This window comes from Roseovarius pacificus (assembly GCF_900142665.1).
GTDB lineage: Bacteria > Pseudomonadota > Alphaproteobacteria > Rhodobacterales > Rhodobacteraceae > Roseovarius > Roseovarius pacificus.
The window spans coordinates 1-22561 of the sequence record NZ_FRBR01000005.1 but is presented as its reverse complement, the minus strand read 5'-3'; the positions used below and the strand labels follow the sequence as shown (position 1 = coordinate 22561).

Sequence of the window (22561 nt, the reverse complement as noted above, 5' to 3'; positions counted from 1 at the left end):
GCGGGAAAAATCCCAATATGGTCGATGGACCGCCGCGTGTCATGAATCATGGGAGGAGCATCATGGGCTGGATGGCAGACGAAACCGGGTTGGGGCGCAACGCCGCCAATTTCGTGCCGCTGACGCCGCTATCGCATCTGCGCCGGGCCGCGCATCTGTTTCCCGATCACGAAGCGGTGGTGTATCGCGGAACACGCCGCAGTTACCGCGAGTATCACGAACGCTGCACGCGGCTGGCGTCGGCGCTGGCCGGGCTGGGGGTGGAGTCCGGTGATGTGGTGGCCACACTGCTGCCCAACCTGCCCGCCCATGCCGAGGCGCATTTCGGCGTGCCCGCCTGCGGCGCGGTCCTGAACACGATCAACACCCGGCTCGAAGCCGGAACCATCGCCTATATCCTCGATCACGGCGGGGCCAAGGTGCTGCTGGTCGATCCGCAATTCCTGCCCGTTGCCGCCGAGGCGTTCGAGGAAATGGAAGGCCCCGCGCCCATCGTGATCGAGGTGGCCGACGATGCCGCCGGGGTCCATGCGCACGGGCATTACATGGAATACGAGGAGTTGCTGGCCTCGGGCGATCCCGGCTTTGAGTGGATCATGCCGCAGGACGAATGGGAAAGCCTTGCGCTGAACTATACCTCGGGCACCACGGGGCGGCCCAAGGGCGTGGTGTGTCACCATCGCGGGGCATACCTGATGACCATGGGCACCGCCGTCTGCTGGCCGATGCCGCGCCATGCCCGGTATCTGACCATCGTACCGCTGTTTCACTGCAACAACTGGAACCACACCTGGATGATGCCGATGCTGGGCGGCACGGTGGTGTGCTGCCGCGACATCACCGCCAGGGCGATCTATGACGCCATTGCCGACGATGGCGTGACCCATTTCGGCGCGGCCCCCATCGTGCTGAACACCATCGTCAACGCCAGGGACGAGGACCGGCGCGAGTTCGATCATGTCGTGGACGTGTTCACCGCCGGGGCCCCGCCGCCCGCCGCCACCCTGCGCGCGATCGAGCCGCTGGGCTTCAAGGTCACGCAGGTCTACGGGCTGACCGAAACCTATGGCCATGTGACCGAATGCGTCTGGCAGACCCATTGGGACGGGCTGGACGACGAGGCGCGGTACGCCATCAAGGCGCGCACCGGGGTGCTGATGCCGATGATGGAGGACATCACCGCCATGGACCCGGACAGCATGCAACAAATTCCGATGGACGGCACCGCGCAGGGCGAGATCATGATCCGCGGCAATTCGGTGATGAAGGGTTATCTGAAGAATCCCAAGGCCACCGAAAAGGCGTTTCAGGGCGGGTATTTCCATTCCGGCGATATCGCGGTGCAGCACCCCGACGGGTATTTGCAGATCGCGGACCGGGCCAAGGACATCATCATCTCGGGCGGCGAGAATATCAGTTCGGTCGAGGTGGAAGGCGTGATGATGATGCACCCTGCCGTGCTCCTGTGCGCGGTGGTGGCCATGCCGCACGAAAAATGGGGCGAGGTGCCCTGCGCCTTCGTCGAGCTCAAGGACGGGGCCGATACCGGCGAGGAGGACATGATCGCCTTTGCGCGCGAACGGCTGGCCGGGTTCAAATCGCCCAAGAAAGTGGTGTTTCAGGAACTGCCCAAGACCTCGACCGGGAAGATCCAGAAATTCGAACTGCGCAGACAGGCGCGCGAATTGTGATCTGATCGTTCATGCCTGAAGCCGCCCGGGCAGCAGCGCAGGCGCAAGAGGGCGGCATGTGGATTGCCGGGGTCGGCGCGGGCGTGCTATCGTCACGCGAACGAGGCAGAGCAGGCCCGCATCACGGATGACAGCACTGAGCGAATACCAGCGGCTTGAGGCGTCGGGCCTGTGGCGCGCCACGCCCAACGAACAGCGCAGCGACGTGATCGTTTCCATCGGCGACGCCACCCTGATCATCACCGACATGCGCGAACGGCCCCTGGCGCATTGGTCGCTGGCGGCGATCCAGCGCGCCAATCCGGGGCGGCGGCCGGCCATTTACCACCCCGATGGCGACCCCGGCGAGACGCTGGAACTGCCCGAAAACGAGACCGAGATGATCGCCGCCATCGAGCGCCTGCGCGCCGCGGTCGAACGGCGGCGGCCCCATCCGGGGCGCTTGCGGCTGGTGATGCTGGGCCTGTCCTTTCTGGCGGTGGCGGCACTGGCGGTGTTCTGGTTCCCGAACGCCGCGCGCCAGCACGCGGTCAGGGTGGTGCCGCAGGTCAAGCGCGCCGAGATCGGCGCGGCGCTGCGCGAGCAACTGGAGCGGGTCACCGGCCCGGCCTGCCGCGATCCCGGCGGGCGGGCGGCGCTGGCGCGTTTGTCGCAACGTCTTGCCCCGACACCGGCCGATGCCGGGCCGGTGGCCGTGGTGCGCGACGGGGTGGACAGCACGATCCACCTGCCGGGGCGCACGATCCTGATCGACAAGAGCCTTGTGGAGGATCACGAGGAACCGGATGTGGTGGCCGGTTATATCGTGGCTGAACGTGTGCGACTCGAACGGACAGACCCGCTGGACGACCTGCTGAAACAGGCCGGGCTATGGGCCACGCTGCGGCTCATGACCACCGGCGGGATGGACGAGGACAGCCTGCACCGCTATGCCCAGCACCTTCTGACCGCCCCGCGCCCCGCCCTGCCCGACGAGGTGCTGTTGCAGGCGTTCGAGGCACGCGGTGTACGCTCGGCCCCTTATGCCTATGCGCAGGACATTTCGGGCGAGACCACCCTTGGACTGATCGAGGCCGATCCTTGGGCCGTGCAGCCCCCCGAACCTCTGCTGAGCGACGGTGACTGGCTGCGCCTGCAAGGGATTTGCGGTGGCTGAGCGGACGGCGCACGGGGTTTTGCGTTTTCAAGTTGCCCGGCGGCGCGTAACACTATGCCTGAGAACGGCAAAACAGTGACGGAGACAGGCATGGCGGACACGATGATCGGGGTGATCGGCGGATCGGGACTGTATCAGATCGAAGGGCTGGACGGGGCCGAGTGGACCCGTGTGGACAGCCCCTGGGGCAATCCCAGCGACCAGATCCTGACCGGCACGCTGGATGGCGTGAAAATGGCCTTTCTGCCCCGTCACGGGCGCGGCCATGTGCATTCGCCCAGCACCGTGCCCTACCGCGCCAATATCGACGCGCTGAAACGGCTGGGCGTTACCGACGTGATCAGTGTCAGCGCCTGCGGCAGTTTCCGCGAAGACATGGCGCCGGGGGATTTCGTGATCGTCGATCAGTTCATCGACCGGACTTTCGCGCGCGAGAAAAGCTTTTTCGGCACCGGCTGCGTGGCGCATGTGAGCGTTGCGCACCCGACCTGCCCCCGTCTGGGCGCGGCCTGTGCCCAAGCCGCCGGCGTGGCGGGGATCACCGTGCATGACGGCGGAACCTATCTGGCGATGGAAGGCCCGCAATTCAGCACGCTGGCGGAATCGAAGATGTACCGCGAGGTCTGGGGTGCGGACGTGATCGGGATGACCAACATGCCCGAGGCCAAACTGGCCCGCGAGGCCGAGCTTTGTTATGCCTCGGTGGCGATGATCACCGATTACGACAGTTGGCACCCGCATCACGGCGAGGTGGACGTGAGCCAGATCATCGCCACCCTGATGGGCAATGCCGACAAGGCCCGAGAGATGGTGCGCCGCCTGCCCGCCTTGCTGGGAGCCGAACGCGCACCCTGCCCGCATGGCTGCGACCGGGCGCTGGACAATGCCGTTCTGACCGCTCCCGAGGCGCGCGATGCGGCGCTGGTGGCAAGGCTGGACGCGGTGGCGGGCCGGGTATTGGGATAGCGCGGAGCCCGCTGAGGCGGCCCCTGAAACGCCTCAGCCCCCCAGCCCCATACGGTCGATCACGCCATCGGCTTTCATTTGTTCCCCCAGCCAGACCGAGCCCTCGGGTGTCAGGTGGAACCCGTCATACATGACGATGGTTTCGGGGTCGAGGAAGGCCGTGCAGGACCCGTCTGGGCAAATCAGTTTGAGCGGGTCGATAAAACGAACCCCCAGAACCCCGGCCAGTTTGGCATTGACCTCGGTCGCGTAGGAGGTGGGTTCGGTCTGCCAGTTCATGCAGCCCGTGATGCAGGTATCCAGAATTTCCTGCTGGTCGAACTTGACGCTTTTGGTGCCGAAAACCCAGAACTTGTCGCCATAGTCCCGAACAAGATTGTCCAGACTCTCCTGCATCAGGTCGGCCTCCCAGTCGGTCCAGGCGGTGGCGAAGATCACCACATCGGCCCGGTCTATCAACTCGAAGGTTTTGGCATTGGTCAGGTCGTTGTGCCGGGGGCTGCACATGTTGAACCGCTTGTCGTCGGCAAATGCGATGAATTTCTCTTGCGGGACGAACAGATTGCCGCATGTCGCCCCGACCTGCGCGCTGACCACCGAGACATCCTTGCCGATTACCGCGTTGAGGGCGTTTTGCAGATCGGCCGAATTGCTGTCACCGACGATCAGCAGCCTGATTTCGGCATCATCGTCGAAGTCTTTCAGGCGTGTGGCGTCCTTGGCCAGCCAGACGATACGGCTGAATTCGTCGTTACGGTCGAACAGATCGACGATGGCCTGCGGATAACGGTAGGCGTTGCCGTTGCTGAGCGTGCCCATGAGGCCCAGCACGATCATCGCTGCCGAGGCCGTCACCGCAAAGGCCGCGACCTTGGGCCGTGTGGCGAAGACGCGCCTGCGCCGGGTCGGGATTTCGATGAAACGATAGGTAAAGACCGACAGAACGGCGGTTGCAAGCAGCATCAGCGCAACATGCCACAGGGGCGCATCGTGGCCCATGGCATGGGCATAGAACGCAAGGATCGGCTGGTGCCACAGATAGGCGCTGTAGGAGACGAGGCCGATGGACACCATCGGCTTGAGCGACAGCAGACGATGGGCGATGGTGCCGGGCACGGCAAAGGCGATCACCGCCACCACGCCGGCGATAGGCACCACCGCATAGAGGCTGGGAAAGGGGGTGCCGCTGTCATAGGCGAAGATCGCGAAGGTGATACAGGCCAGCCCCAGCCCGGACAGCACATTGGCGATGGCGGTGGGCACCTCGATGGGGCGGCGATCAACATAGAAGGCGATGAAGGCCCCGGCCAGCAGCTCCCACGCGCGGGCGGGCAGCAAGTAGAACCCGGCCTCGGGTTCTTCGTAGGCGGCCCAGTGGGCCAGCAGCAGGCTGAAGACGAAAACCCCGATCAGGATCTGGACGATCCGCCGTTTGCCCCAGCGCCACGCCAGCATCAGGAACAACGGGAAGATGATGTAATACTGCTCTTCGACCGCCAGGCTCCAGGTGTGCAAAAGCGGCTTGATCTCGGCCGTGACGTCGAAATAGCCACTTTCGTTCCAGAACAGGAAGTTCGACGAAAAGGTCGCCACCGCGATCAGGCTTTGCGCGAAATCCTTGAGGTCGGTGGGAAACAGGGTGAGCCATGCCACCGGCAGGCTGCACAACACCACGAAGCTGAGCGCCGGCAGGATGCGCCGGGCGCGGCGTTCGTAGAAATTGGCAAGGCTGAACCGGCCTTCGTTCATCTCGTTGAGGATGATCGTGGTGATCAGATAGCCCGAGATCACGAAAAATACGTCCACGCCCACATAGCCACCGCCGAACAGGTCGAACCCGGCGTGAAACAGGATGACCGGCACGACCGCGACCGCGCGCAAGCCGTCGATTTCAGCACGATACTTCAATGGTGTCTCCGCGCGGGATATGTAATGCGAGGCCTCACATACTGATCGGGCAGTTTAGAGTAAATAGGCTATACACCATCGGCAAACACAGGACGCGGCGCTTCGCACCCTTGCACAGAGGGGCGGCATGGGCCAGACAGTTGCCCGGACCCCGTTTGGAAAGGCCGCGCCATGCCCGTACTCCGCACCGTCAAGGATTATATCCGCACGATCGTCGATTTCCCGCACGAGGGTATCCTGTTTCGTGACGTGACCACATTGTTTGCCGATCCGCGCGGGTTTCGCATGGCCATCGACCAGATGCTGCACCCCTATGCCGGGGAACAGATCGACAAGGTCGTCGGGCTGGAGGCGCGCGGTTTCATTCTGGGCGGAGCGATTGCCCATCAGTTGTCGCTGGGCTTCGTTCCCATCCGCAAGAAGGGCAAACTGCCCGGCGCGGTGATTTCCGAAGATTACCAGTTGGAGTATGGCGAGGCGATTGTGGAAATCCACGATGACGCGATCCAGCCCGGCGAGAAAATCCTGCTGGTCGACGACCTGCTGGCCACCGGGGGCACCGCGCAGGCGGGCATCAGGCTGATCGAACGGCTGGGCGGCGAGATCATGGGCTGCGCCTTTATCGTGGACCTGCCGGAACTAGGCGGGCGACAAAAGCTGGAAGCCATGGGCATGGACGTACATGTGCTGTGCGAATACGAGGGCGCCTGAGGGCGGCCACCCTGCCCGCGCGCCGGTTCAGCGCTTGCCGTGCTTTTTCACATAAGACCGGATGAAGCCGCGAATTTCACGGGCGGCGCTGGTGTCCATTTCCTTGCAGAGCGCGACGAACGCGTCGCGGTCGTCCTTGTCCAGACGCAGGATCAACTGGCTGTTTTTCTTGCCGGCCTTCTTTTTGGCCCTGGCATCGTCTTTGTCGTCTTTCTTGTTCACGTGCGGGCTTTCCGGTTCGGTCTTGACTTTTGCATATCAAATGTATATACATTGCATATACTGTTAAAGACAAGATAACGATGCAGTCACGCGAAAGGAATATTAAAATGACACTTTTGACGGCTAAACCGATGCTCGTGCAGGAACGGATGGACTGGAACCGCGCGCATCTGCCCTGGATCCCGTCCCGCGTTTACCGCTTTTTCTCGGAAGCGCGCCACGGCAACCGCGGCGCATGAGGGAACCCTGACGGCCCCGGCGACAGGGCCGTCAGACGCGATAATAGTCGCGATACCAGTTCACGAATTGCGCAATCCCGTCACGCACATCGGTGTGCGGCCTGTACCCTGTCAGATCATGTAACAGGCTGGCATTGGCCCATGTGGCGGGCACGTCGCCCTTTTGCATTTCCATCATGTTACGCTGCGCGGGAATGCCCAGGACATCCTCGATCGCATCGACGAAATCCAGCAACCGCACGCTATTGGAATTCCCGATATTGACCACACGCCAAGGTGCGACCGGCGACAGGCTGTCGCCCTCGGCGATGTCGTCGGGGGTTGCCGGGCGTTCGGGCACGGCATCCATCAACAGGCGGATACCGCGCACCAGATCGCCGATATAGGTGAAATCGCGATACATCTCGCCGTGGTTGTAGATGTCGATGGGCCGCCCCTCCAGGATCGCCGAGACGAACCTGAACAGCGCCATGTCGGGCCGCCCCCACGGGCCATAGACGGTGAAGAACCGGAACATGGTCGTGGGCAGGTTCCACAGATGGGCATAGGAATGGCCCATCGCCTCGGTCGCCTTCTTGGTGGCCGCATAGATGGTCATCTGCGTGTCGGCCTTCATGGTTTCGGCATAGGGCATGTCGGTATTCGCCCCATAGACCGAACTGGTCGAGGCCATCAGCAAATGCCGCACCGCATGACGGCGGGCAACCTCCATGACGTTGAACGTGCCGACCACGTTGGCGTCGATATAGGCACGCGGGTTTTCAAGGCTGTAGCGCACCCCGGCCTGAGCGGCGAGGTGAACGACGATATCTGGCTGAAAGTCGTCCGCGACACGATCCAGCGTATCGGCGTCTTCCAGCATCGCCTCGGTCGCGGTGAAACCGGGCTTTTGCAACAGCATCTGGTGGCGGCGCTGTTTCAGGGCGACGTCGTAGTAATCGGTCATCCCGTCCAGCCCGTGGACGAGAAACCCTTCCTCCAGCAAGAGATCGGCCAGGTGATAGCCGATGAACCCCGCCGTGCCGGTGATGAAAACCCGTGTCATGCCGCCTGCCCTCTACTGTTACGCACCCGGACCGAGCGATAGCCGCTGGCGACAACTGGCACAAGGCCCGGACCTCTGGCCAAGCCGGGCAGAGTGACGCAAACTGCGCCAAAACAACGGGGGATCATCCATGCGCGATACAGGCCGGCATCATGTCATCATCGGCGACGGGGCCACCGCCGCCGCCTTTGCCGAAACCGCGCCGTCAGAGGCCGGTGACCGGCTGAGCGTGATCGGCCCCGATATCGGACAGTTGGGCCGCGGCCTGGCCTATGGCGAGGTGCCCGCAGACCGGCCCTGGGCCGATGCCTACCTGCTGAACTCGCCTTCGGCGGCGGTGTTGCCGGAGTTCGCCGACTGGATGGCCGCCCGGTGGGATGAGGTGACCGAGCGGATGCGCGGACGGCGGCCCGATTGGCTGAGCTTCGGGGCGGATCACATCGCCGCAGCGGATCATGCCGCGCTTTTCGCACCCCGCGCCATATTCGGCGATTACCTGACCGGGCTGGTGCAGGCGGCGTTGGACCGGCACCGGGCAAGCGGCGTTGCGGTAGAGTTGATCATGGGCCGGGCGGCGACACTGGATCGGGACGGGGCGGAATTCGTCATTGGTCTGGACAATGGCCAACGCATTCGGGCCGACCGCGTCGATCTGGCCCCCGGTACCCCGGCGCTGGACGGGCTGGGCAGCGATGCGGGGCCCTGTGCCTTTCCCATGCTCTACGGTCATGAAGACGAGATCGCCGCGCAGGTGCGGCCGGGCCGGACTATCCTGTGCCTTGGCGCGAATGCCGCGATGCTCGATGTGCTGCGGTTTCTGCAATCGGTTCTGGACGAGGGCGATATTCGCCTGTCGGTACTGTCCGCCAGCACCCTGCGGCCCGAGCCCCTGATATGGCAACGCCCCCGCAAACCGGCGGTGGAGCCGGAAATTGCCGGGTCCTTCGACACCTGCGCCGATCTGATGGCCGCAGTTGACGCGGAAATCGCAAGGTTTCGCACCAAAGGCGCGGACATGGCGCAGCTCAGGCCCGGCTTCAAGGCATGGATGACCCATGAAACGCTGGCCGCCCTTCTGCCCGACCTTGCCGAACGTCAGGCGGTTCCGCCTCTTCTGGAGCGGCGGTTTCGCCGGGGCAGCCATGACAGCATCGCCGATTACCGCCGCTTGCGGATTGCCGGGCAGGTCACCGAGACAATGGGCCGCGCCGAGGCGGTCGCCCCGGCGACGGATGGCGCAACGGTGCGCGTGGCCGGGCAGAACAGCCTGACCGCGCCGCTGGTGATCAACTGCTCCGGCCCCGGCACGCGGCTTGCACTGGACGATCTGAGCACGGAACTGCTGCACCGGGGCTGGCTGTCGCTGACACCGGATGGCGCCGGGGTGATCACCGGGCCGGATCTGGCCGCCGGTCCTGCGGGGCTGCGCTATCTCACCCCGGCGGTCATGCAGATCGGCGAGCGGGTGATGCCCTTTCCACTCTACGATCTGGGCGTCCTGCGGACCGAAGCGGCCCGCGCCAACGGGGCGTGATCCCCCTGCGGCTCTGGACATCTTGCGATTTCGCCATAGGCTTGGCGCATCGGAAGATGAACAGGGATATGCAGAATCATGCAAAGCCGCCTGCGCCCCGGAGAGGAAACCACCGACACAGCCGAGCCGCGCGATGCCGCCCTGCATTTCATCGGGCGCATTCATACCCCGTGGGACAGCCGCGAATTCTGTCCCCGGCAAGGCAAACAAGACGGCCCGGAATGCCGGATCGAGGTATTCCCGCCCTGGGATCGCGCGCTTGAGGGGATCGAAACCTATGGACGACTGGAAATCCTCTATTGGCTGGATCGTTCGCGCCGCGACCTGATCCGCCAGAACCCCAAGGGCGACGGCACGCGATTTTTCGGCACCTTCGCCCTGCGCTCGCCCCAGCGGCCCAACCCCATCGGCACCGCGCTGGTCCGGCTGGAGCGGGTCGAGGGCAATGTTCTGGTGGTGCGGGGGCTGGATTGCCTGAATGGCACCCCGCTGATCGACATCAAACCCGACCGCTGTGAATTCACGCCGAAAGCCCCGGACAAGCCGGGATCGGAATAACGCATTGCATATCGGACTGTTATTACTGGAGGACCCATCATGTCACATCGCAGAGCCATGGCATCGCTTGCCCTTGCCCTGGGCCTGAGCGCCGCCCCGCTGGCGGCACAGGAGGACAGCGTCGCGCTGATCGCGGCCGGCAGCCTGAAGGCCGCGCTGTCGGATGTCACCGCGAATTACAGCGCCGCGCATGGCACGGCAGTGGACACCACCTTCGGGCCCTCGGGCCTGATGCGCCAAAACATCGAAGACGGCGCGCGGGCGCATGTCTTTGCCTCGGCCAACATGCGCCACCCCCGCACGCTGGAGGATGCGGGGCGCGGCGGGCCGGTGGCACTGTTCGCGCGCAACCGCCTGTGCGCGCTGGCGCAACCGGGCGTCGAGGTGACATCCGAAACCCTGCTCGACGTCATGCTGAAAGACAGCACGCGCGTCGGCACCTCGACCCCAAAGGCCGACCCCTCGGGCGATTATGCATGGGAATTGTTCGGCAAGGCCGACGAACTGCGCGATGGCGCAACCGACACCCTGCGCGGCAAGGCACTGCAACTGACGGGCGGACCGGACAGCGACAAGGCGCCCGAGGGGCGCAATACCTATGGCTGGGTCATGGAAAACGACCGCGCCGACCTGTTCCTGACCTATTGCACCAACGCCGTTCTGGCGCAGCGCGAAGTGTCCGATCTGCAAATCGTCCAGATCCCCGAGGCCCTGGCCGTGGGGGCCGATTACGGGCTGATGGTGCTGAACGACGCGCCGCCCGAAGCATGGAAACTGGCGTTATACATCCTGTCGCCCGCCGGACAGGCCGTTCTGGGCGACTATGGCTTTGCCGTGGGGGCGCTGCCCGAAACCGACTGAGCCATGCAGGCCCGCGTTCGGACCGGCATGGCCGAATGCGGGTTTCGCTCAGGCCGCCGTGTAATGCGTGAACACTTCGGTCGTGCCATCGCGGCGGATCAGGTGCACGTCATAGGCCTCGCGCTGGTCTTCGGGGCCCATGCCGGGCGATCCATAAGGCATGCCCGGAACGGCCAGCCCCACGGCATCGGGGCGTTCGCTCAGCAGGCGGCGGATATCGGCGACGGGGACGTGCCCCTCCAGCATATAGCCGTCAATGCGCGCGGTGTGGCACGACATCATCTCGGCGGGAATGCCGTTCTCCATCTTGTAGCGGGTCAGCGCGGTTCCGAAGCTGCGTTCGGTGGTTACCGAGAACCCTTCGTCCTGAAGAATGTCGATCCAGGCCGAACAGCACCCGCAATTGGGGTCTTTCATGACGTGAATATCGGTTTGCGCCGCGCGGGCGACACCCGGCAACGCGGCGCTCAGGCCCAGTGCGGCGGCGCTTGCGAAAAATCCCCGGCGGGTCAGGTCATGCTTGGACATGGTCAGATATCCCTTTTATTGGCTCGCCACAGCCTAACCTTGCGCCATGCAGGCGCAAGGCGGACCTTATCACATTGACGCGAGGATTGCCCCACCGATCACGCCAGCCAGACATCGAGGAACAGCATCACCACCAGCCCCACGGCAAGGCCCAGCGTGGCCTTGTTCTGATGCCCGCTGCGGTGGGTTTCGGGGATGATCTCGTGGCTGATGACATAGAGCATCGCACCGGCAGCAAAGGCCAGCCCCCAAGGCAGCAGCGGTTGTGCCAGCACGATCACCCCGGCCCCGATCAGCCCGCCGATGGGTTCGACCATCCCGGTGAGCGCGGCGATCCCCCACGCCCGGCGCTTGCCGTATCCTTCGCCCAGCAGGGCCACGGCTACCGCCAGCCCCTCGGGCGCGTTTTGCAAACCGATCCCGATGGCCAGCGGCATCCCCCCCTCCAGCCCATGCGCGCCAAAACCCACGCCCACGGCCAAGCCTTCGGGGAAATTGTGGATCGTGATCGCGATGATGAACAGCCACACCCGGCGCAACGAGGCCGCCTCGGGGCCTTCGCGACCCAGCTTGAAATGCTCGTGCGGCAGGGTTTCGTTCATGCCATGCACCGCGGCCATGCCGATCAGGATCGACACACAGGTGATGGCCGCCGGGATCGCCCCCGCACCATAGCTGATTTCGGCGGCATCCAGCGCGGGAATGATCAGCGAAAAGAACGATGCCGCCAGCATCACACCGGCGGCGAATCCCAGCGCCATGTCGCGCGTGGCCCGGCCCGGAATGCGCCCCGCAAGCACGGGCAAGGCCCCCACCGCCGTCATCAGCCCCGCGATCAGACTCCCGAAAAAACCCAGTGCGGTGGGCGACAGGCCCTCAAGCATGGCTGGCCCATTCCCCCTGACGGAAGACAGGCACACGCGCGCCGCTGTCGGTGATGCCGTCGATATCGGTCTGCGGCCCGCCGATCATCCAGTCCACATGGATCATGCTGGCATTGCCGCCGCGCTTGGCCACCTCTTTGGGTGTCAGCGACCCGCCATCGACGAAGCATTTGGAGTAACACTGGCCCAACGCGATGTGGCAGGCGGCGTTTTCATCGTAAAGCGTGTTGTAGAACAGCAGTCCCGATTGCGAAATCGGCGAGGAATGCGGCACCAGCGCCACCTCGCCCAGACGGCGCGCGCCCTCGTCCGTATCGAGCAGCTTGTGCAACACGGCCTCGCCCTTGCTGGCGCGGGCCTCGACGATGCGGCCAGCCTCGAAGCGCACTTCGATATCCTCGATCAGGCTGCCCTGATGCGACAGCGGCTTGGTGGCGCGCACATGGCCCTCGACCTTGTGGGCATGAGGCGTGGTAAAAACCTCTTCAGTGGGGATGTTGGGATTGCAGACCACCCCATTCCCGGCCACCGAAGCCCCGCCCTGCCATTCGTGCCCGTCGGCCAGCCCAACGGTCAGATCCGCCCCCGGCCCGGTGAAATGCAGCGCGGCGAAACGTTGGGCGTTCAGCCATTCGGTGCGGGTGCGCAGGGCAGCGTTATGGGCTTTCCATTCGGCCACCGGATCGTCGCCGGTGACGCGCGAGGCGGCAAAGATCGCCCCGGCCAGCTTCGCCACCGCCGCGTCGTCGTCCAGATCGGGGAACATGCGCCGCGCCCATGACAGGCTGGGATAGCTGACGATCGACCAGTTGATATGGAAATTCGCGATGTGATCCAGCGCCGGCTTGTAGGCCATCGAATTCGCCTTGCCCGCGCGCGCGACCTTATCGGGGTCTTCGTCGGACAGTAGCATCGGATCGTCGCCCACGATGGCCATCCGGGCCGCGCCACCTTCGAAGGCCTGCGCCATCCCCTGATACAGCCAGTCGGGCGCACGATCGAAACTGTCGTCGCTGGCATTGCGATAGCGCGCCAGTTGCAACTGCTCGTCCCCCAGGATCGGCGTCACCAGCCCCGCCCCCGCCCGATAGGCTGCCGCCACGATGGGGCGCACCAGCGGCAGAGCCGATACCGGCGCGGTCAGCACAAGGTCCTGCCCCTCTTGCAGGTTCAGGCCGACATGCACGGCCACATCGGCCAGACGATCAAGGGACTGGATGTCGAAGGGCTGGGATGTCATGGGGACCTCGTGGCATTTGAAATTTCGGCGCCACGTTCGGGCAAGGCGCGGGCAAGGTCAAGCAGGATGCCCCGTTCCTTACTCTTCTGCCTGCATTAACCGCCTTGTTCGAGATGTGCGGCAATCACCTGCGCCCGGTAGGCCGCAAACCCCGCCGGATCGGACGCAACCGGCGCACCAAGCGTCTCAGCCAGATCGAAGAACCCCTTGCCCGGCAGATCCGCCCCCCGCCCACGGGCCAGCGCGGCGATCATCGGAATCCCGGCGGCAACATCTTCGCGCATGGTATCCTCAAGCGCGGCGGTGACACGGCCCACCGAACCCGGCAGGTAGAGGCCCAACGCGCGGGCCAACTTGCCATAGGGCACCGGCACGGCCTCGGTCGGCAGCGCCGCAAGGTGCTCTCGGACGCGATCCTTGAGCGCGGGCTTTTTGCTGCCCTGCCGCGCGGGCGGCACCTCGACCACCGTACCGTCGGCGCGGATATCGGCAGCCCAGGCCCGTTGTGGGCTACGAATGGTCAGGCGGGTGATCTCTCCGCCCGGCCCGTCCAGAGTTTCCACGTCGCGGCCAATATCCCCGCTTTCCAGCCCCGCCACCAGTACGTGCGGCGCAAGCCCCAGACGACGGGCCAGATAATCCGGGTCGATCCGCAGATCCCCATCGCTCCAATCCAGCGCCTCGGGCGGAACCGGACGCAGCAGCGCCGGGCTGTGCCCCGGTGTTTCACTGTAAAACGGGTTGGTCCCGGCCTCGTGGTCGGTCACATCGACAATATCGCGCAGCTCGGGAATGGCCGCGCGCAGCATGTTCTCGATCCCGCCGCGCAGCGTGGCCGCGGAGGCCGCACAGCCCTGACAGCCGCCGGACATGCGCAGGTAAACAACGCCATCGCTGACCTTCTCGGCGCTGACATGTCCGCCATGGGCGGCAATCGCCGGGTTGGCCTGCCGGTCCAGCAGATCGGTAACCTTGTCCAGCAACTGTCGGTCCGGATCGTCCGGCGCCGCCTCAGCCGCTCCAAGCGGCGCATCGCTGTCCTCAAGCGTCGCGCGGATCGCCGCCGCGATCCGGGGTTTGAGCTGCGCCCAGTCACCCTCGGGCGCACGGGTCACGGTAACGGTCGCCTCGGCCACATGCACCGCCCGCACACCGGGCACATCGAACAGGGCGCGCGCAAGTGGCGCATCGCTGTCCGGCGCGGTCCAGTTGGCCGAGCGGCCCGGCTGTACCGGCGTTTCCAGCACGAACCGCATGGTCGCCGGGTCATTCAGCGAAGGCACCGCCCGGATGCGGCGGCGCAGGGCGGTCTCAGACATCTTCGGCCTCGACCTGTTGCATCGCGCGCAGCGCCGGGAAGGTATAGATGCCCGAACTGTGCCCGTCGCTGAAGGCCACACCGATGGCATAGTTCCCTACGCTCCAGATGCGCGTCGGCACAATATCCAGCGGCACGCTGGCCGGGTCCAGCAGCCGCCGACCCGACATTTCATCGCGGCAGGCGGCGCATTGGCAGGCCAGCCGCAGATCGCGCGGGTCGATCATCTGACCGGCCCCGTCCTGCCACTGGATATGCAGCCCCTCAGCCCCGAAATCGAGTGCGACGGGGCGTTCCGGGTCGCCCCCCGCGACCGGCGCGGCACCGGCGGGTTTTCCGGTGCCTTCCGCCACCTGCCAGTCAAACGGCAGTGCCAGCCCGGCACCCTCCTGTGCGCCGCCGCTCAACGCGGCGGCCACGGCGTGATAGGCCTGTGCGGCGGGGCTGTCGGGCGCGTCCAGTATCAACGGGCGGCCCGTGTCGCCACCATCCACAACCGCCGGGTCCAGCGGGATACTGCCCAGGAACGGCACGTTCAGGCTGTCCGCGATCTTCTGCCCGCCGCCCTGATGGAAAATATGCGTGACCTCGCCACAAGAGGGGCAGGTAAAGCCGCTCATGTTCTCGACCACGCCGAGGATCGGCACATTAACCTGCTCCAGCATCCGCAGGCCGCGGCGCACGATCTTGAGGCTGACATCCTGCGGCGTGCTGACCACCACCGCGCCGCTGAGCGGAAAGGCCTGCGCCAGCGTCAACTGGATATCGCCCGTGCCCGGCGGCAGGTCCAGCAGCAGCACGTCCAGCGTGCCCCAATCGACCTGTGTGATGAACATCTGAAGGTATTTCGTCACCATCGGCCCGCGCAGGATGGCGGGCCTGTCATCGCCCGACAGCATCGCCATCGAGATCACCCTGACCCCATGCGCCTGTGCCGGGATCACCTTGTTGTTGGGGGCCATTGTCGGGGGCTGATCGCCGGGAATCCCCAGCATGCCGGGGATCGACGGGCCATAGAGATCGGCATCCACCACGCCCACGCGCAGCCCCTGCCCGGCCAGCGCCAGTGCAAGGTTGGCGGTCAGCGTCGATTTCCCGACACCGCCCTTGCCGCTGCTGATCGCGATCATGCGTCCGAGGCCAGCCAGGGGCGAGGCCGACGCGGATTGGTCTGTGGCTGTCATTGCTTTATTCCCGGCTGCCTGCGTTGCCTGCTGTCTGCGGCACTGTTTCATCCGCCCCGCATCTGGGCGCGTAGCTGGCGCAAAGCCGCCCGATCTCGCCCGGCGGCAAATCCAGCGCGGCGCAGGCGCAGTATCCGCCGCATGGCCGCTTTTCGTAATGGCCGCAATCGTCGCATGTGCCAAAGGCGCGGCATCCGCGTTGCCGTGCCAGTTCTGCGGCGATCACCGGCAACAGGCGCTCCATCGCGGCACGGTCGCACGGGTCCAACCCCGCCAGCGCGGCCATCAGGTGGCGCAGCGGGTCCTGCCCGAGCATGTCACGCCCCTGCGCCGTCAACTCGAACCGCACGCTGCGCCCATCGGTTTCCGAGCGCTGGCGCTGGACCAGCCCCTTGCCTTCAAGCGCCTTGATCGTCTGCGAGGCGGTACCCCGTGTCGTGGCCTGAAAACTGGCAAAGGCCGACGGCGTGCGCGAGGCGCGATTGGCCCGCGCGAAAAACCGCAGCCCCGTCCATTGGGCAGCGGTCAGACCGGCGCCTGTTTCTTCTCCGCGCGCGGTACGGCCGATATGCACCAGCATCTCGGCCAGTTGCTCGGTGCAGCCCGATGTTTGACAAGATGTCGTATCAGAGGAACCCATGCATATTTGGTAGCGATTCAAAATCAGTTTGACAAGCGCGTTAATGCAGATATGATTTCGATACGAAACTATTTCAGCAGATTTCCAACTGCAGCGATGCCATGCCAAAATCACACGTCCCCAGCGCCCCGTCGCGCCCCGGTTACAACGACCGCACCGGCTTCCTGACAGCCGAAGAGGAACTGCGCCTTGCCCGTGCCTGGCGCGACGATGGCGATGTCGAGGCCCGCAACCGGCTGATCACCGCCTATCACCCGCTGGTCATGTCGATTGCACGGCGTTTTACCAAGAACCGCAACATCAATGACGATCCCGACCTGCTGCAACATGGCCTGATTGGCCTGCTGAAGGCTGCCGACGGATTCGATCCGGATCGCGGCTTCCGGTTTTCGACCTACGCGGCCTGGTGGGTGCGCGCCGAGTTGCAGGATTACAGGATGAACAACTGGTCGCTGGTCAAACGCGGGCGCTCGTCCAAGGCCCGCAAGGCGTTCTTCAACCTCGCCCGGATCGAGGAAACGCTGGAGGCCGTGCCCGGCGAAACAACGCCCGAGCGCGAACAGCGCATTGCCGACAAGCTGGGCGTCAAGGCCTCGGAACTGGACGGGATGCGCCAGCAATTCAGCGGCAGCGACAGTTCGCTCAACCGCCTGACCGCAGGCGAGGAAGGGGACGAGATCATCAACCTCCTGCCCGACCCGGATTGCGATGTCGAAGAACAGGTCGCCACGCGTCATGACATGGACGTGTTCCGCCGCACGGTCAGCCGCCATTTCGGCCACCTGCCCGACCGCGAACGCGATATCGTGATCGCCACCGTCGTGCAGGACCCCCCGATGACCCTGCATCAACTGGGTGAAATCCACGGCATTTCGCGCGAGCGGGTCCGCCAGTTGCGCGAACGCGGGCTGGAGCGCCTGCGCGACTCGCTCCGGGCCGAGCCCGAGCCGATGGACATGGCATTCTGATCCCGCCACGCAAATAAGCGCCTGCGCCAGCGTCATGAAACCTTGAACGTCTTGTCATCCACCTGAAACATAACTGTCACGCAGCTGACACAGCCCCCGCCTAGCACGGCGACAAATACCGGGGGTTCATACATGCTGCACGTCACGTCCTTAACCAAGCGCTTTGGCGACAAACGCGCCGTGGACAATGCGAGTTTCGAGGTCGGTAAACCGACGATGATCGGGATCATAGGGCGTTCGGGCGCGGGCAAGTCCACCTTGCTGCGCATGCTGAACCGCCTGAGCGACGCGAGCGAAGGCAGCATTACCTTCGAAGGCGCCGAGATCACCACGCTCAGGGGGGCCGCCCGCCGGGAATGGCAATCGCGCTGCGCGATGATCTTTCAGCAGTTCAACCTCGTGCCGCGGATGGACGTGGTCTCGAACGTGCTGCATGGCACGCTGAACCGCCGCTCGACGCTGGCGACAATGTTCAACCTCTACCCGGCACAGGACATCCACAAGGCCATCGACATCCTCGACCGTCTTGGCATCGCTGCCGAGGCCCCCAAACGGGCGCAGGCCCTGTCGGGCGGCCAGCAACAGCGCGTGGCCATTGCCCGCGCCCTGATGCAGGACCCGCAGATCATCCTGGCCGACGAACCGATCGCCAGCCTCGACCCGATGAATGCCCAGATCGTCATGGACGCCCTGCGCCGCATCCACGAGGAAGACGGCCGCATGGTCATCGCAAACCTGCACACGCTGGATACCGCGCGCCGCTATTGCGACCGGGTGATCGGCATGCGCGACGGGCGGATCGTGTTCGATGGCACACCCGAACAACTGACTACCGGCGTTGCGCGCGACATCTACGGTGCGGGCGCTGACTTTTCCGAGGCCGCGACATCCACGGCCATCGAAACCCTGGACAGGCCCAATGCGGCCCCGGTCGTTCCGGCCTGATCCATTCCCACCCCGCCACGGCGGGCCTTTCCACCAATGGAGACCCAAATGAAAACCACCCTCGCCCTTGCACTGGCAGCTTCGACCGCCCTGGCCACCTCGGCCATGGCGCAGGACATCTCGGAATTCCGCATCGGTATCCTTGGCGGCGAAAACGCCCAGGATCGCATGACCTCGAACGAATGTCTTCGTGAAAAGACCGAAGAGCTGCTGGGCGTCGAAACCAAGCTGTTCGCCCCGGCCGATTACAACGGCGTGATTCAGGGCCTGCTGGGCGGCACCATCGACATGGCATGGCTGGGTGCCTCGGGCTATGCCAAGACCTATCTGGAAGATCCCGAAGCGGTCGAGCCGGTTCTGGTCAAGGTGAACCTCGATGGCGGCTACGGCTATCACTCGATCGGCTTCGCCCGCAAGGACAGCGGCATCACCTCGCTGGAAGACATGAAAGACAAGGTTTTCGGCTTCGGCGATCCGAACTCGACCTCGGGCTATCTGATCCCCTCGATCGAAATTCCGGCGGAAGTCGGCGCTACCATGCAGTCGGGCGACTACTTCGGTGAGGTCAAGTTCACCGGCGGCCACGAGCAGACCATCGTTGCGGTCAACAACGGCGACGTGGACGGGGGCGTGACCTGGGCTGATGGTCTGGGCAACTGGGAAGACGGCTACAACTCGGGCGCACTGCGCAAAGCCGTTGATGCCGGTCTGGTCGACATGAACGACCTTGTCGAGATCTGGAAATCCAAGCCGATCCCCGAAGGCCCCGTCGTTCTGCGCAGCGCACTGCCCGAAGACGTGAAACTGAAGATGACCGGCCTGATGGCCTCGCTCAAATCGATGGACGAGGAATGCGCATATGGCGTTCTGCAGGGCGACGCGAAAGGCTTCATGCCGATCACCCACGACGCGTATCTGTCGATCATCGAGGCCCGCAAGGCCAAATCGAACTGATCCGGCAACCGCCGGACAAGGGCCCATCCCCGCGATGGGCCCTTTTTTCTATCCTTCCAAGGGGCAAAGAATGGCTGACATAAGCGCACAGGCGCCAATCACCACGGACGATATCCGCCATGACTATATGGCGATGACGCGCCGCAAGCGGCTGTATTCCGGGGCGATACTGGCAATTTTCGTGGCCCTCATGGTGGCGGGGTTCGATCTTGCCGATGCGCGCAACGCCGGCGGGTTCTGGGATGGCTGGCACAACATACTGGATTTCCCGGCACAGGTCCTGAGCGAGGCCATCGAAAAGGCTCCCGAACTGCCCGCCCACCTGCTGACCTTCCTGCCCGCCCTGATCGAAACGGTGAATATCGCGGCGGCCTCGACCCTGCTGGGGGCGATCGGGGCGATTGTCATGTCGCTGCTGGCAACGCGCGGGCTGGCACGCTGGCCGCGGCTGATTCCGGTGTTTCGCCGGATCATGGACATCATGCGCGCGGTCCCCGAAATCGTGATCGCGCTGATCCTGATCTTCGTTCTGGGCGGCGGCCCGGTTCCGGCGATGATCGCCATCGCCTTTCACACCGTCGGCGCATTGGGCAAGCTGTTCTCGGAAGTGAACGAAAACGCCTCGCTGAAACCCGTGGAAGGGCTGCAATCGGTGGGTGCGAACTGGTCGCAGCGGATGCTGCTGGGGGTCATCCCGCAGGTCGCCCCCAATTACCTCAGCTACACGTTGCTGCGCTTCGAGATCAATATCCGCGCCTCGGCCATTCTTGGCTTCGTAGGGGCTGGCGGTATCGGCTACGAACTCAAGAACGCGATGTCCTGGGGCCAGGGCAAATTCGACGAGGCGGCGGCGATCTTTATCCTCCTGTTCCTGACCATCGTCTTGTTCGATCAACTCTCATCCTATTTCCGTGACCGCCTGATCAAAGGGAGGGGCGCATGACCTTTGCGGCAACCCACGATATGCACGAGCAAGCCACCCGGCTGTTTCGCGGCAAACGGATCGTCAATTTCGCCATTCCGCTGATGATGCTGGCCTATTTGGCCTATATCTTCTTTGCCTTCGACATACCCGGCCTCGCCCAACGCGCCAGCATCGACAACGCCCGCACGCTTGTCGGCGACAGCTACAGCTACAAGACCCATGTCGAATACGATGCCCGGTCCGACGCGATCACCGTCGCCATCGAGGGCGAGCGCAAGGGCACCTATGAACCGGGCACCGGCCCCGGCTGGCTCAGCTTCGACGGGGACATTGTGCGCGGCGATCTGGGGCGCGGACATGTTGTGACATTCGACGACGGAACCGTCACCTATGACATTCCCGACTATGGGCCGATCACCGCGACCCCCTCGCGCAACGGGGTCGACATGACCTTTCCGCAAGGCGACCGCACCACCCAGCCCGACTGGATCAACGCCTCGAAAAACAGGCTGGCCGTGACCACCGATCAGGGCCGCCTGACGGTCACGCGCACGCGGGCGGAACTGTTCAAATACGATTACGGCTGGGAACTCTTCTGGTTCACGCTCGACAGCCCGTTCCACGGCAAGAGCTTCGGCGAACTGGTCTCGCTGGCCTTTTCGTCCGACCGCGTCGTGCCGGAGAAATCGAATATCGCCGCAATGGCCTCGGATTTCTGGACCAACAAGATGTGGCGTCATGGCGATGTGGCCTGGGCACTGTTCGAAACGGTGCTGATGGCGTTTCTCGGCACCTTCGGCGCGGCCATCGTGGCGCTTCCGCTGGCGTTTCTGGCGGCGCGCAACTTCTCGCCGCTGATCGCGGTGCGTTTCGGGGTGCGGCGGGTGTTCGACTTCGTGCGCGGGGTGGATGCGCTGATCTGGACCATCGTTCTGGCCCGCGCCTTCGGACCGGGGCCGCTGACCGGGGCGCTCGCGATCCTGCTGACCGATACCGGCTCCTTCGGCAAGCTGTTCTCGGAGGCGCTGGAAAACGTCGACGAAAAGCAAATCGAAGGCGTGCAATCGACCGGGGCCAAACAGCTGCAACGCTATCGCTTCGGGGTGATCCCGCAGATCACGCCGGTCCTGCTCAGCCAGCTTCTGTATTACCTCGAATCCAACACCCGCAGCGCCACGATCATCGGGGCGATCACCGGCGGCGGGATCGGCCTGCTGCTGACACAGGCGATGATCACCCAGAAGGACTGGGAAGAAGTCACCTATTACATCGTGCTGGTGATCCTGATGGTCATGATCATGGATTCGGTGTCGGGCTGGCTGCGCGGGCGTCTGATCGGACGCGCCGAGGGGCACTGAGACATGGCCCGCCTGACAGCGGAGACACCGTTCATCCATGACGGCTGCCAGATCACCGATACACACCTTGGCCGGTTCACCGAAATCAGCCAGGGCAGCCGGGTCGCCCACAGCGATATCGGCGATTATTCCTATTGCGACCGTTATGCCGACATCGCCAATGCCGATATCGGCAGGTTCTCCAACATCGCCAGCTTCGTGCGGATCGGGGCCACCGACCACCCGCTGACCACCGCCAGCATGCATCATTTCCTGTACCGCTCGGCGGATTACTGGGACGATGCCGATGACGACCCGGTGTTCTTCGAACGGCGCAAGGCACGGCGCGCGGTGATCGGGCATGACACATGGATCGGCCACGCGGCGATGATCAAACCCGAGGTCACGGTGGGCCACGGCGCCGTGGTGGCTGCCGGGGCCATCGTGACCCGCGATGTGGAGCCCTACACCATCGTCGCCGGAACCCCCGCCAAACCCCTGCGCCGCCGCCAGCCGTCCGAGATCGCCGACCGGTTGATCGCTCTGGCGTGGTGGGATTGGGGCCACGACCGCCTGCGCGATGCGCTGGACGATTTCCGCACCCTGTCCGCCGAGGCCTTCCTTGAACGCCACGGCGGCTGAGGCACGGCCCCTAGGCAGCGTCTGCATTTAAGCGATCCATGCCATTGTACATGCGAGGTTGACGAAGGCTTCGAATGAACTGACGGTTTTCTCGCACCTGAGCGC

The 22561-nt window shown here is 64.4% G+C and carries 23 protein-coding genes; 14 read left to right on the top strand and 9 right to left on the bottom strand.

All coding sequences use genetic code 11. The features are described from left to right. Nucleotides 1-62 precede the first annotated feature (62 nt). The 3 genes from BUB53_RS10365 (at nucleotide 63) to BUB53_RS10355 (ending at nucleotide 3813) form a co-directional block, all read left to right on the top strand. Nucleotides 63-1691: an AMP-binding protein gene (locus BUB53_RS10365; RefSeq protein WP_073034697.1), complete on the top strand. Its 1629-nt coding sequence runs from the start codon at nucleotides 63-65 to the stop codon at nucleotides 1689-1691. Nucleotides 1692-1818: 127 nt separating this feature from the next. Continuing rightward, on the top strand, nucleotides 1819-2847 hold the full coding sequence (locus tag BUB53_RS10360) for a hypothetical protein (protein ID WP_073034696.1): 1029 nt from the start codon (nucleotides 1819-1821) through the stop codon (nucleotides 2845-2847). Between the two features lie 90 nt (nucleotides 2848-2937). Next, nucleotides 2938-3813 carry an S-methyl-5'-thioadenosine phosphorylase gene (locus BUB53_RS10355; RefSeq protein WP_073034695.1) on the top strand — a complete coding sequence of 292 codons (876 nt, stop codon included), beginning with the start codon at nucleotides 2938-2940 and terminating at the stop codon, nucleotides 3811-3813. 33 nt (nucleotides 3814-3846) lie between these two features. Here the strand turns inward: BUB53_RS10355 and BUB53_RS10350 are convergent, their stop codons facing one another. Next, nucleotides 3847-5721 carry an acyltransferase family protein gene (locus tag BUB53_RS10350; protein WP_073034694.1) on the bottom strand — a complete coding sequence of 625 codons (1875 nt, stop codon included), beginning with the start codon at nucleotides 5719-5721 and terminating at the stop codon, nucleotides 3847-3849. A 171-nt stretch (nucleotides 5722-5892) separates the two neighbouring features. On the opposite strand from BUB53_RS10350, the gene BUB53_RS10345 reads away from it, so the two are divergent. Then, a complete protein-coding gene (locus BUB53_RS10345; protein ID WP_073034693.1) occupies nucleotides 5893-6432 on the top strand; it encodes an adenine phosphoribosyltransferase in 540 nt (179 codons plus the stop codon). A 27-nt stretch (nucleotides 6433-6459) separates the two neighbouring features. On the opposite strand, the gene BUB53_RS10340 is transcribed toward BUB53_RS10345, so the two are convergent. Then, the gene (locus tag BUB53_RS10340; RefSeq protein ID WP_073034692.1) at nucleotides 6460-6654 is read right to left on the bottom strand and encodes a hypothetical protein; all 195 of its coding nucleotides are present in this window, start codon (nucleotides 6652-6654) and stop codon (nucleotides 6460-6462) included. Between the two features lie 107 nt (nucleotides 6655-6761). On the opposite strand from BUB53_RS10340, the gene BUB53_RS23370 reads away from it, so the two are divergent. Further along, nucleotides 6762-6893 carry a hypothetical protein gene (locus tag BUB53_RS23370; RefSeq protein WP_268238444.1) on the top strand — a complete coding sequence of 44 codons (132 nt, stop codon included), beginning with the start codon at nucleotides 6762-6764 and terminating at the stop codon, nucleotides 6891-6893. A 31-nt stretch (nucleotides 6894-6924) separates the two neighbouring features. Here the strand turns inward: BUB53_RS23370 and BUB53_RS10335 are convergent, their stop codons facing one another. Beyond that, the gene (locus BUB53_RS10335) at nucleotides 6925-7938 is read right to left on the bottom strand and encodes an NAD-dependent epimerase/dehydratase family protein (protein WP_073034691.1); all 1014 of its coding nucleotides are present in this window, start codon (nucleotides 7936-7938) and stop codon (nucleotides 6925-6927) included. Nucleotides 7939-8068: 130 nt separating this feature from the next. Between BUB53_RS10335 and BUB53_RS10330 the strand changes: the two genes are divergently transcribed. From BUB53_RS10330 to BUB53_RS10320, 3 genes are all read left to right on the top strand, one after another. Continuing rightward, nucleotides 8069-9472 (top strand): FAD/NAD(P)-binding protein, encoded by a 1404-nt coding sequence (locus BUB53_RS10330; RefSeq protein WP_073034690.1) that lies wholly within the window; start codon nucleotides 8069-8071, stop codon nucleotides 9470-9472. Nucleotides 9473-9550: 78 nt separating this feature from the next. Further along, nucleotides 9551-10030, top strand: coding sequence for a tRNA (N6-threonylcarbamoyladenosine(37)-N6)-methyltransferase TrmO (tsaA, locus tag BUB53_RS10325; RefSeq protein ID WP_073034689.1), 480 nt, complete (start codon nucleotides 9551-9553; stop codon nucleotides 10028-10030). A gap of 39 nt (nucleotides 10031-10069) precedes the next feature. After that, a complete protein-coding gene (locus tag BUB53_RS10320; protein WP_073034688.1) occupies nucleotides 10070-10891 on the top strand; it encodes a molybdate ABC transporter substrate-binding protein in 822 nt (273 codons plus the stop codon). A 48-nt stretch (nucleotides 10892-10939) separates the two neighbouring features. Here BUB53_RS10320 and BUB53_RS10315 read toward each other — a convergent pair whose 3' ends face one another. From BUB53_RS10315 to BUB53_RS10290, 6 genes are all read right to left on the bottom strand, one after another. Beyond that, nucleotides 10940-11419, bottom strand: a complete 480-nt coding sequence (locus BUB53_RS10315; RefSeq protein ID WP_073034687.1) for a DUF411 domain-containing protein — start codon at nucleotides 11417-11419, stop codon at nucleotides 10940-10942. Nucleotides 11420-11517: 98 nt separating this feature from the next. Further along, nucleotides 11518-12303 carry a ZIP family metal transporter gene (locus BUB53_RS10310; protein WP_073034686.1) on the bottom strand — a complete coding sequence of 262 codons (786 nt, stop codon included), beginning with the start codon at nucleotides 12301-12303 and terminating at the stop codon, nucleotides 11518-11520. Further along, nucleotides 12296-13543 carry an aminopeptidase gene (locus BUB53_RS10305; RefSeq protein WP_073034685.1) on the bottom strand — a complete coding sequence of 416 codons (1248 nt, stop codon included), beginning with the start codon at nucleotides 13541-13543 and terminating at the stop codon, nucleotides 12296-12298. Before BUB53_RS10305 ends, BUB53_RS10310 begins: the two co-directional genes overlap by 8 nt. 95 nt (nucleotides 13544-13638) lie before the next feature. Further along, nucleotides 13639-14862 carry a NifU family protein gene (locus BUB53_RS10300; RefSeq protein ID WP_073034684.1) on the bottom strand — a complete coding sequence of 408 codons (1224 nt, stop codon included), beginning with the start codon at nucleotides 14860-14862 and terminating at the stop codon, nucleotides 13639-13641. After that, nucleotides 14855-16045, bottom strand: coding sequence for a P-loop NTPase (locus BUB53_RS23425; RefSeq protein WP_073034683.1), 1191 nt, complete (start codon nucleotides 16043-16045; stop codon nucleotides 14855-14857). Before BUB53_RS23425 ends, BUB53_RS10300 begins: the two co-directional genes overlap by 8 nt. Nucleotides 16046-16049: 4 nt before the next feature. Next, the gene (locus BUB53_RS10290; RefSeq protein WP_073034682.1) at nucleotides 16050-16685 is read right to left on the bottom strand and encodes a MarR family winged helix-turn-helix transcriptional regulator; all 636 of its coding nucleotides are present in this window, start codon (nucleotides 16683-16685) and stop codon (nucleotides 16050-16052) included. A 101-nt stretch (nucleotides 16686-16786) separates the two neighbouring features. On the opposite strand from BUB53_RS10290, the gene BUB53_RS10285 reads away from it, so the two are divergent. The 6 genes from BUB53_RS10285 to BUB53_RS10260 all read left to right on the top strand — a co-directional run bounded on the left by BUB53_RS10285 (nucleotide 16787) and on the right by BUB53_RS10260 (nucleotide 22456). Then, nucleotides 16787-17653: a sigma-70 family RNA polymerase sigma factor gene (locus BUB53_RS10285; RefSeq protein WP_084729064.1), complete on the top strand. Its 867-nt coding sequence runs from the start codon at nucleotides 16787-16789 to the stop codon at nucleotides 17651-17653. Between the two features lie 132 nt (nucleotides 17654-17785). After that, nucleotides 17786-18598, top strand: coding sequence for a phosphonate ABC transporter ATP-binding protein (gene phnC, locus BUB53_RS10280; protein WP_073034681.1), 813 nt, complete (start codon nucleotides 17786-17788; stop codon nucleotides 18596-18598). A gap of 48 nt (nucleotides 18599-18646) precedes the next feature. Beyond that, entirely contained in the window at nucleotides 18647-19552 is a 906-nt protein-coding gene (gene phnD, locus BUB53_RS10275; protein WP_073034680.1) for a phosphonate ABC transporter substrate-binding protein, read from the top strand. A 70-nt stretch (nucleotides 19553-19622) separates the two neighbouring features. After that, the gene (gene phnE / locus BUB53_RS10270; protein WP_073034908.1) at nucleotides 19623-20495 is read left to right on the top strand and encodes a phosphonate ABC transporter, permease protein PhnE; all 873 of its coding nucleotides are present in this window, start codon (nucleotides 19623-19625) and stop codon (nucleotides 20493-20495) included. Beyond that, a complete protein-coding gene (phnE, locus tag BUB53_RS10265; protein ID WP_073034679.1) occupies nucleotides 20492-21835 on the top strand; it encodes a phosphonate ABC transporter, permease protein PhnE in 1344 nt (447 codons plus the stop codon). The genes phnE (BUB53_RS10270) and phnE (BUB53_RS10265) overlap by 4 nt, the downstream gene beginning before the upstream one ends. A gap of 3 nt (nucleotides 21836-21838) precedes the next feature. Beyond that, nucleotides 21839-22456, top strand: coding sequence for an LbetaH domain-containing protein (locus BUB53_RS10260; protein ID WP_073034678.1), 618 nt, complete (start codon nucleotides 21839-21841; stop codon nucleotides 22454-22456). Nucleotides 22457-22561: the final 105 nt, after the last annotated feature.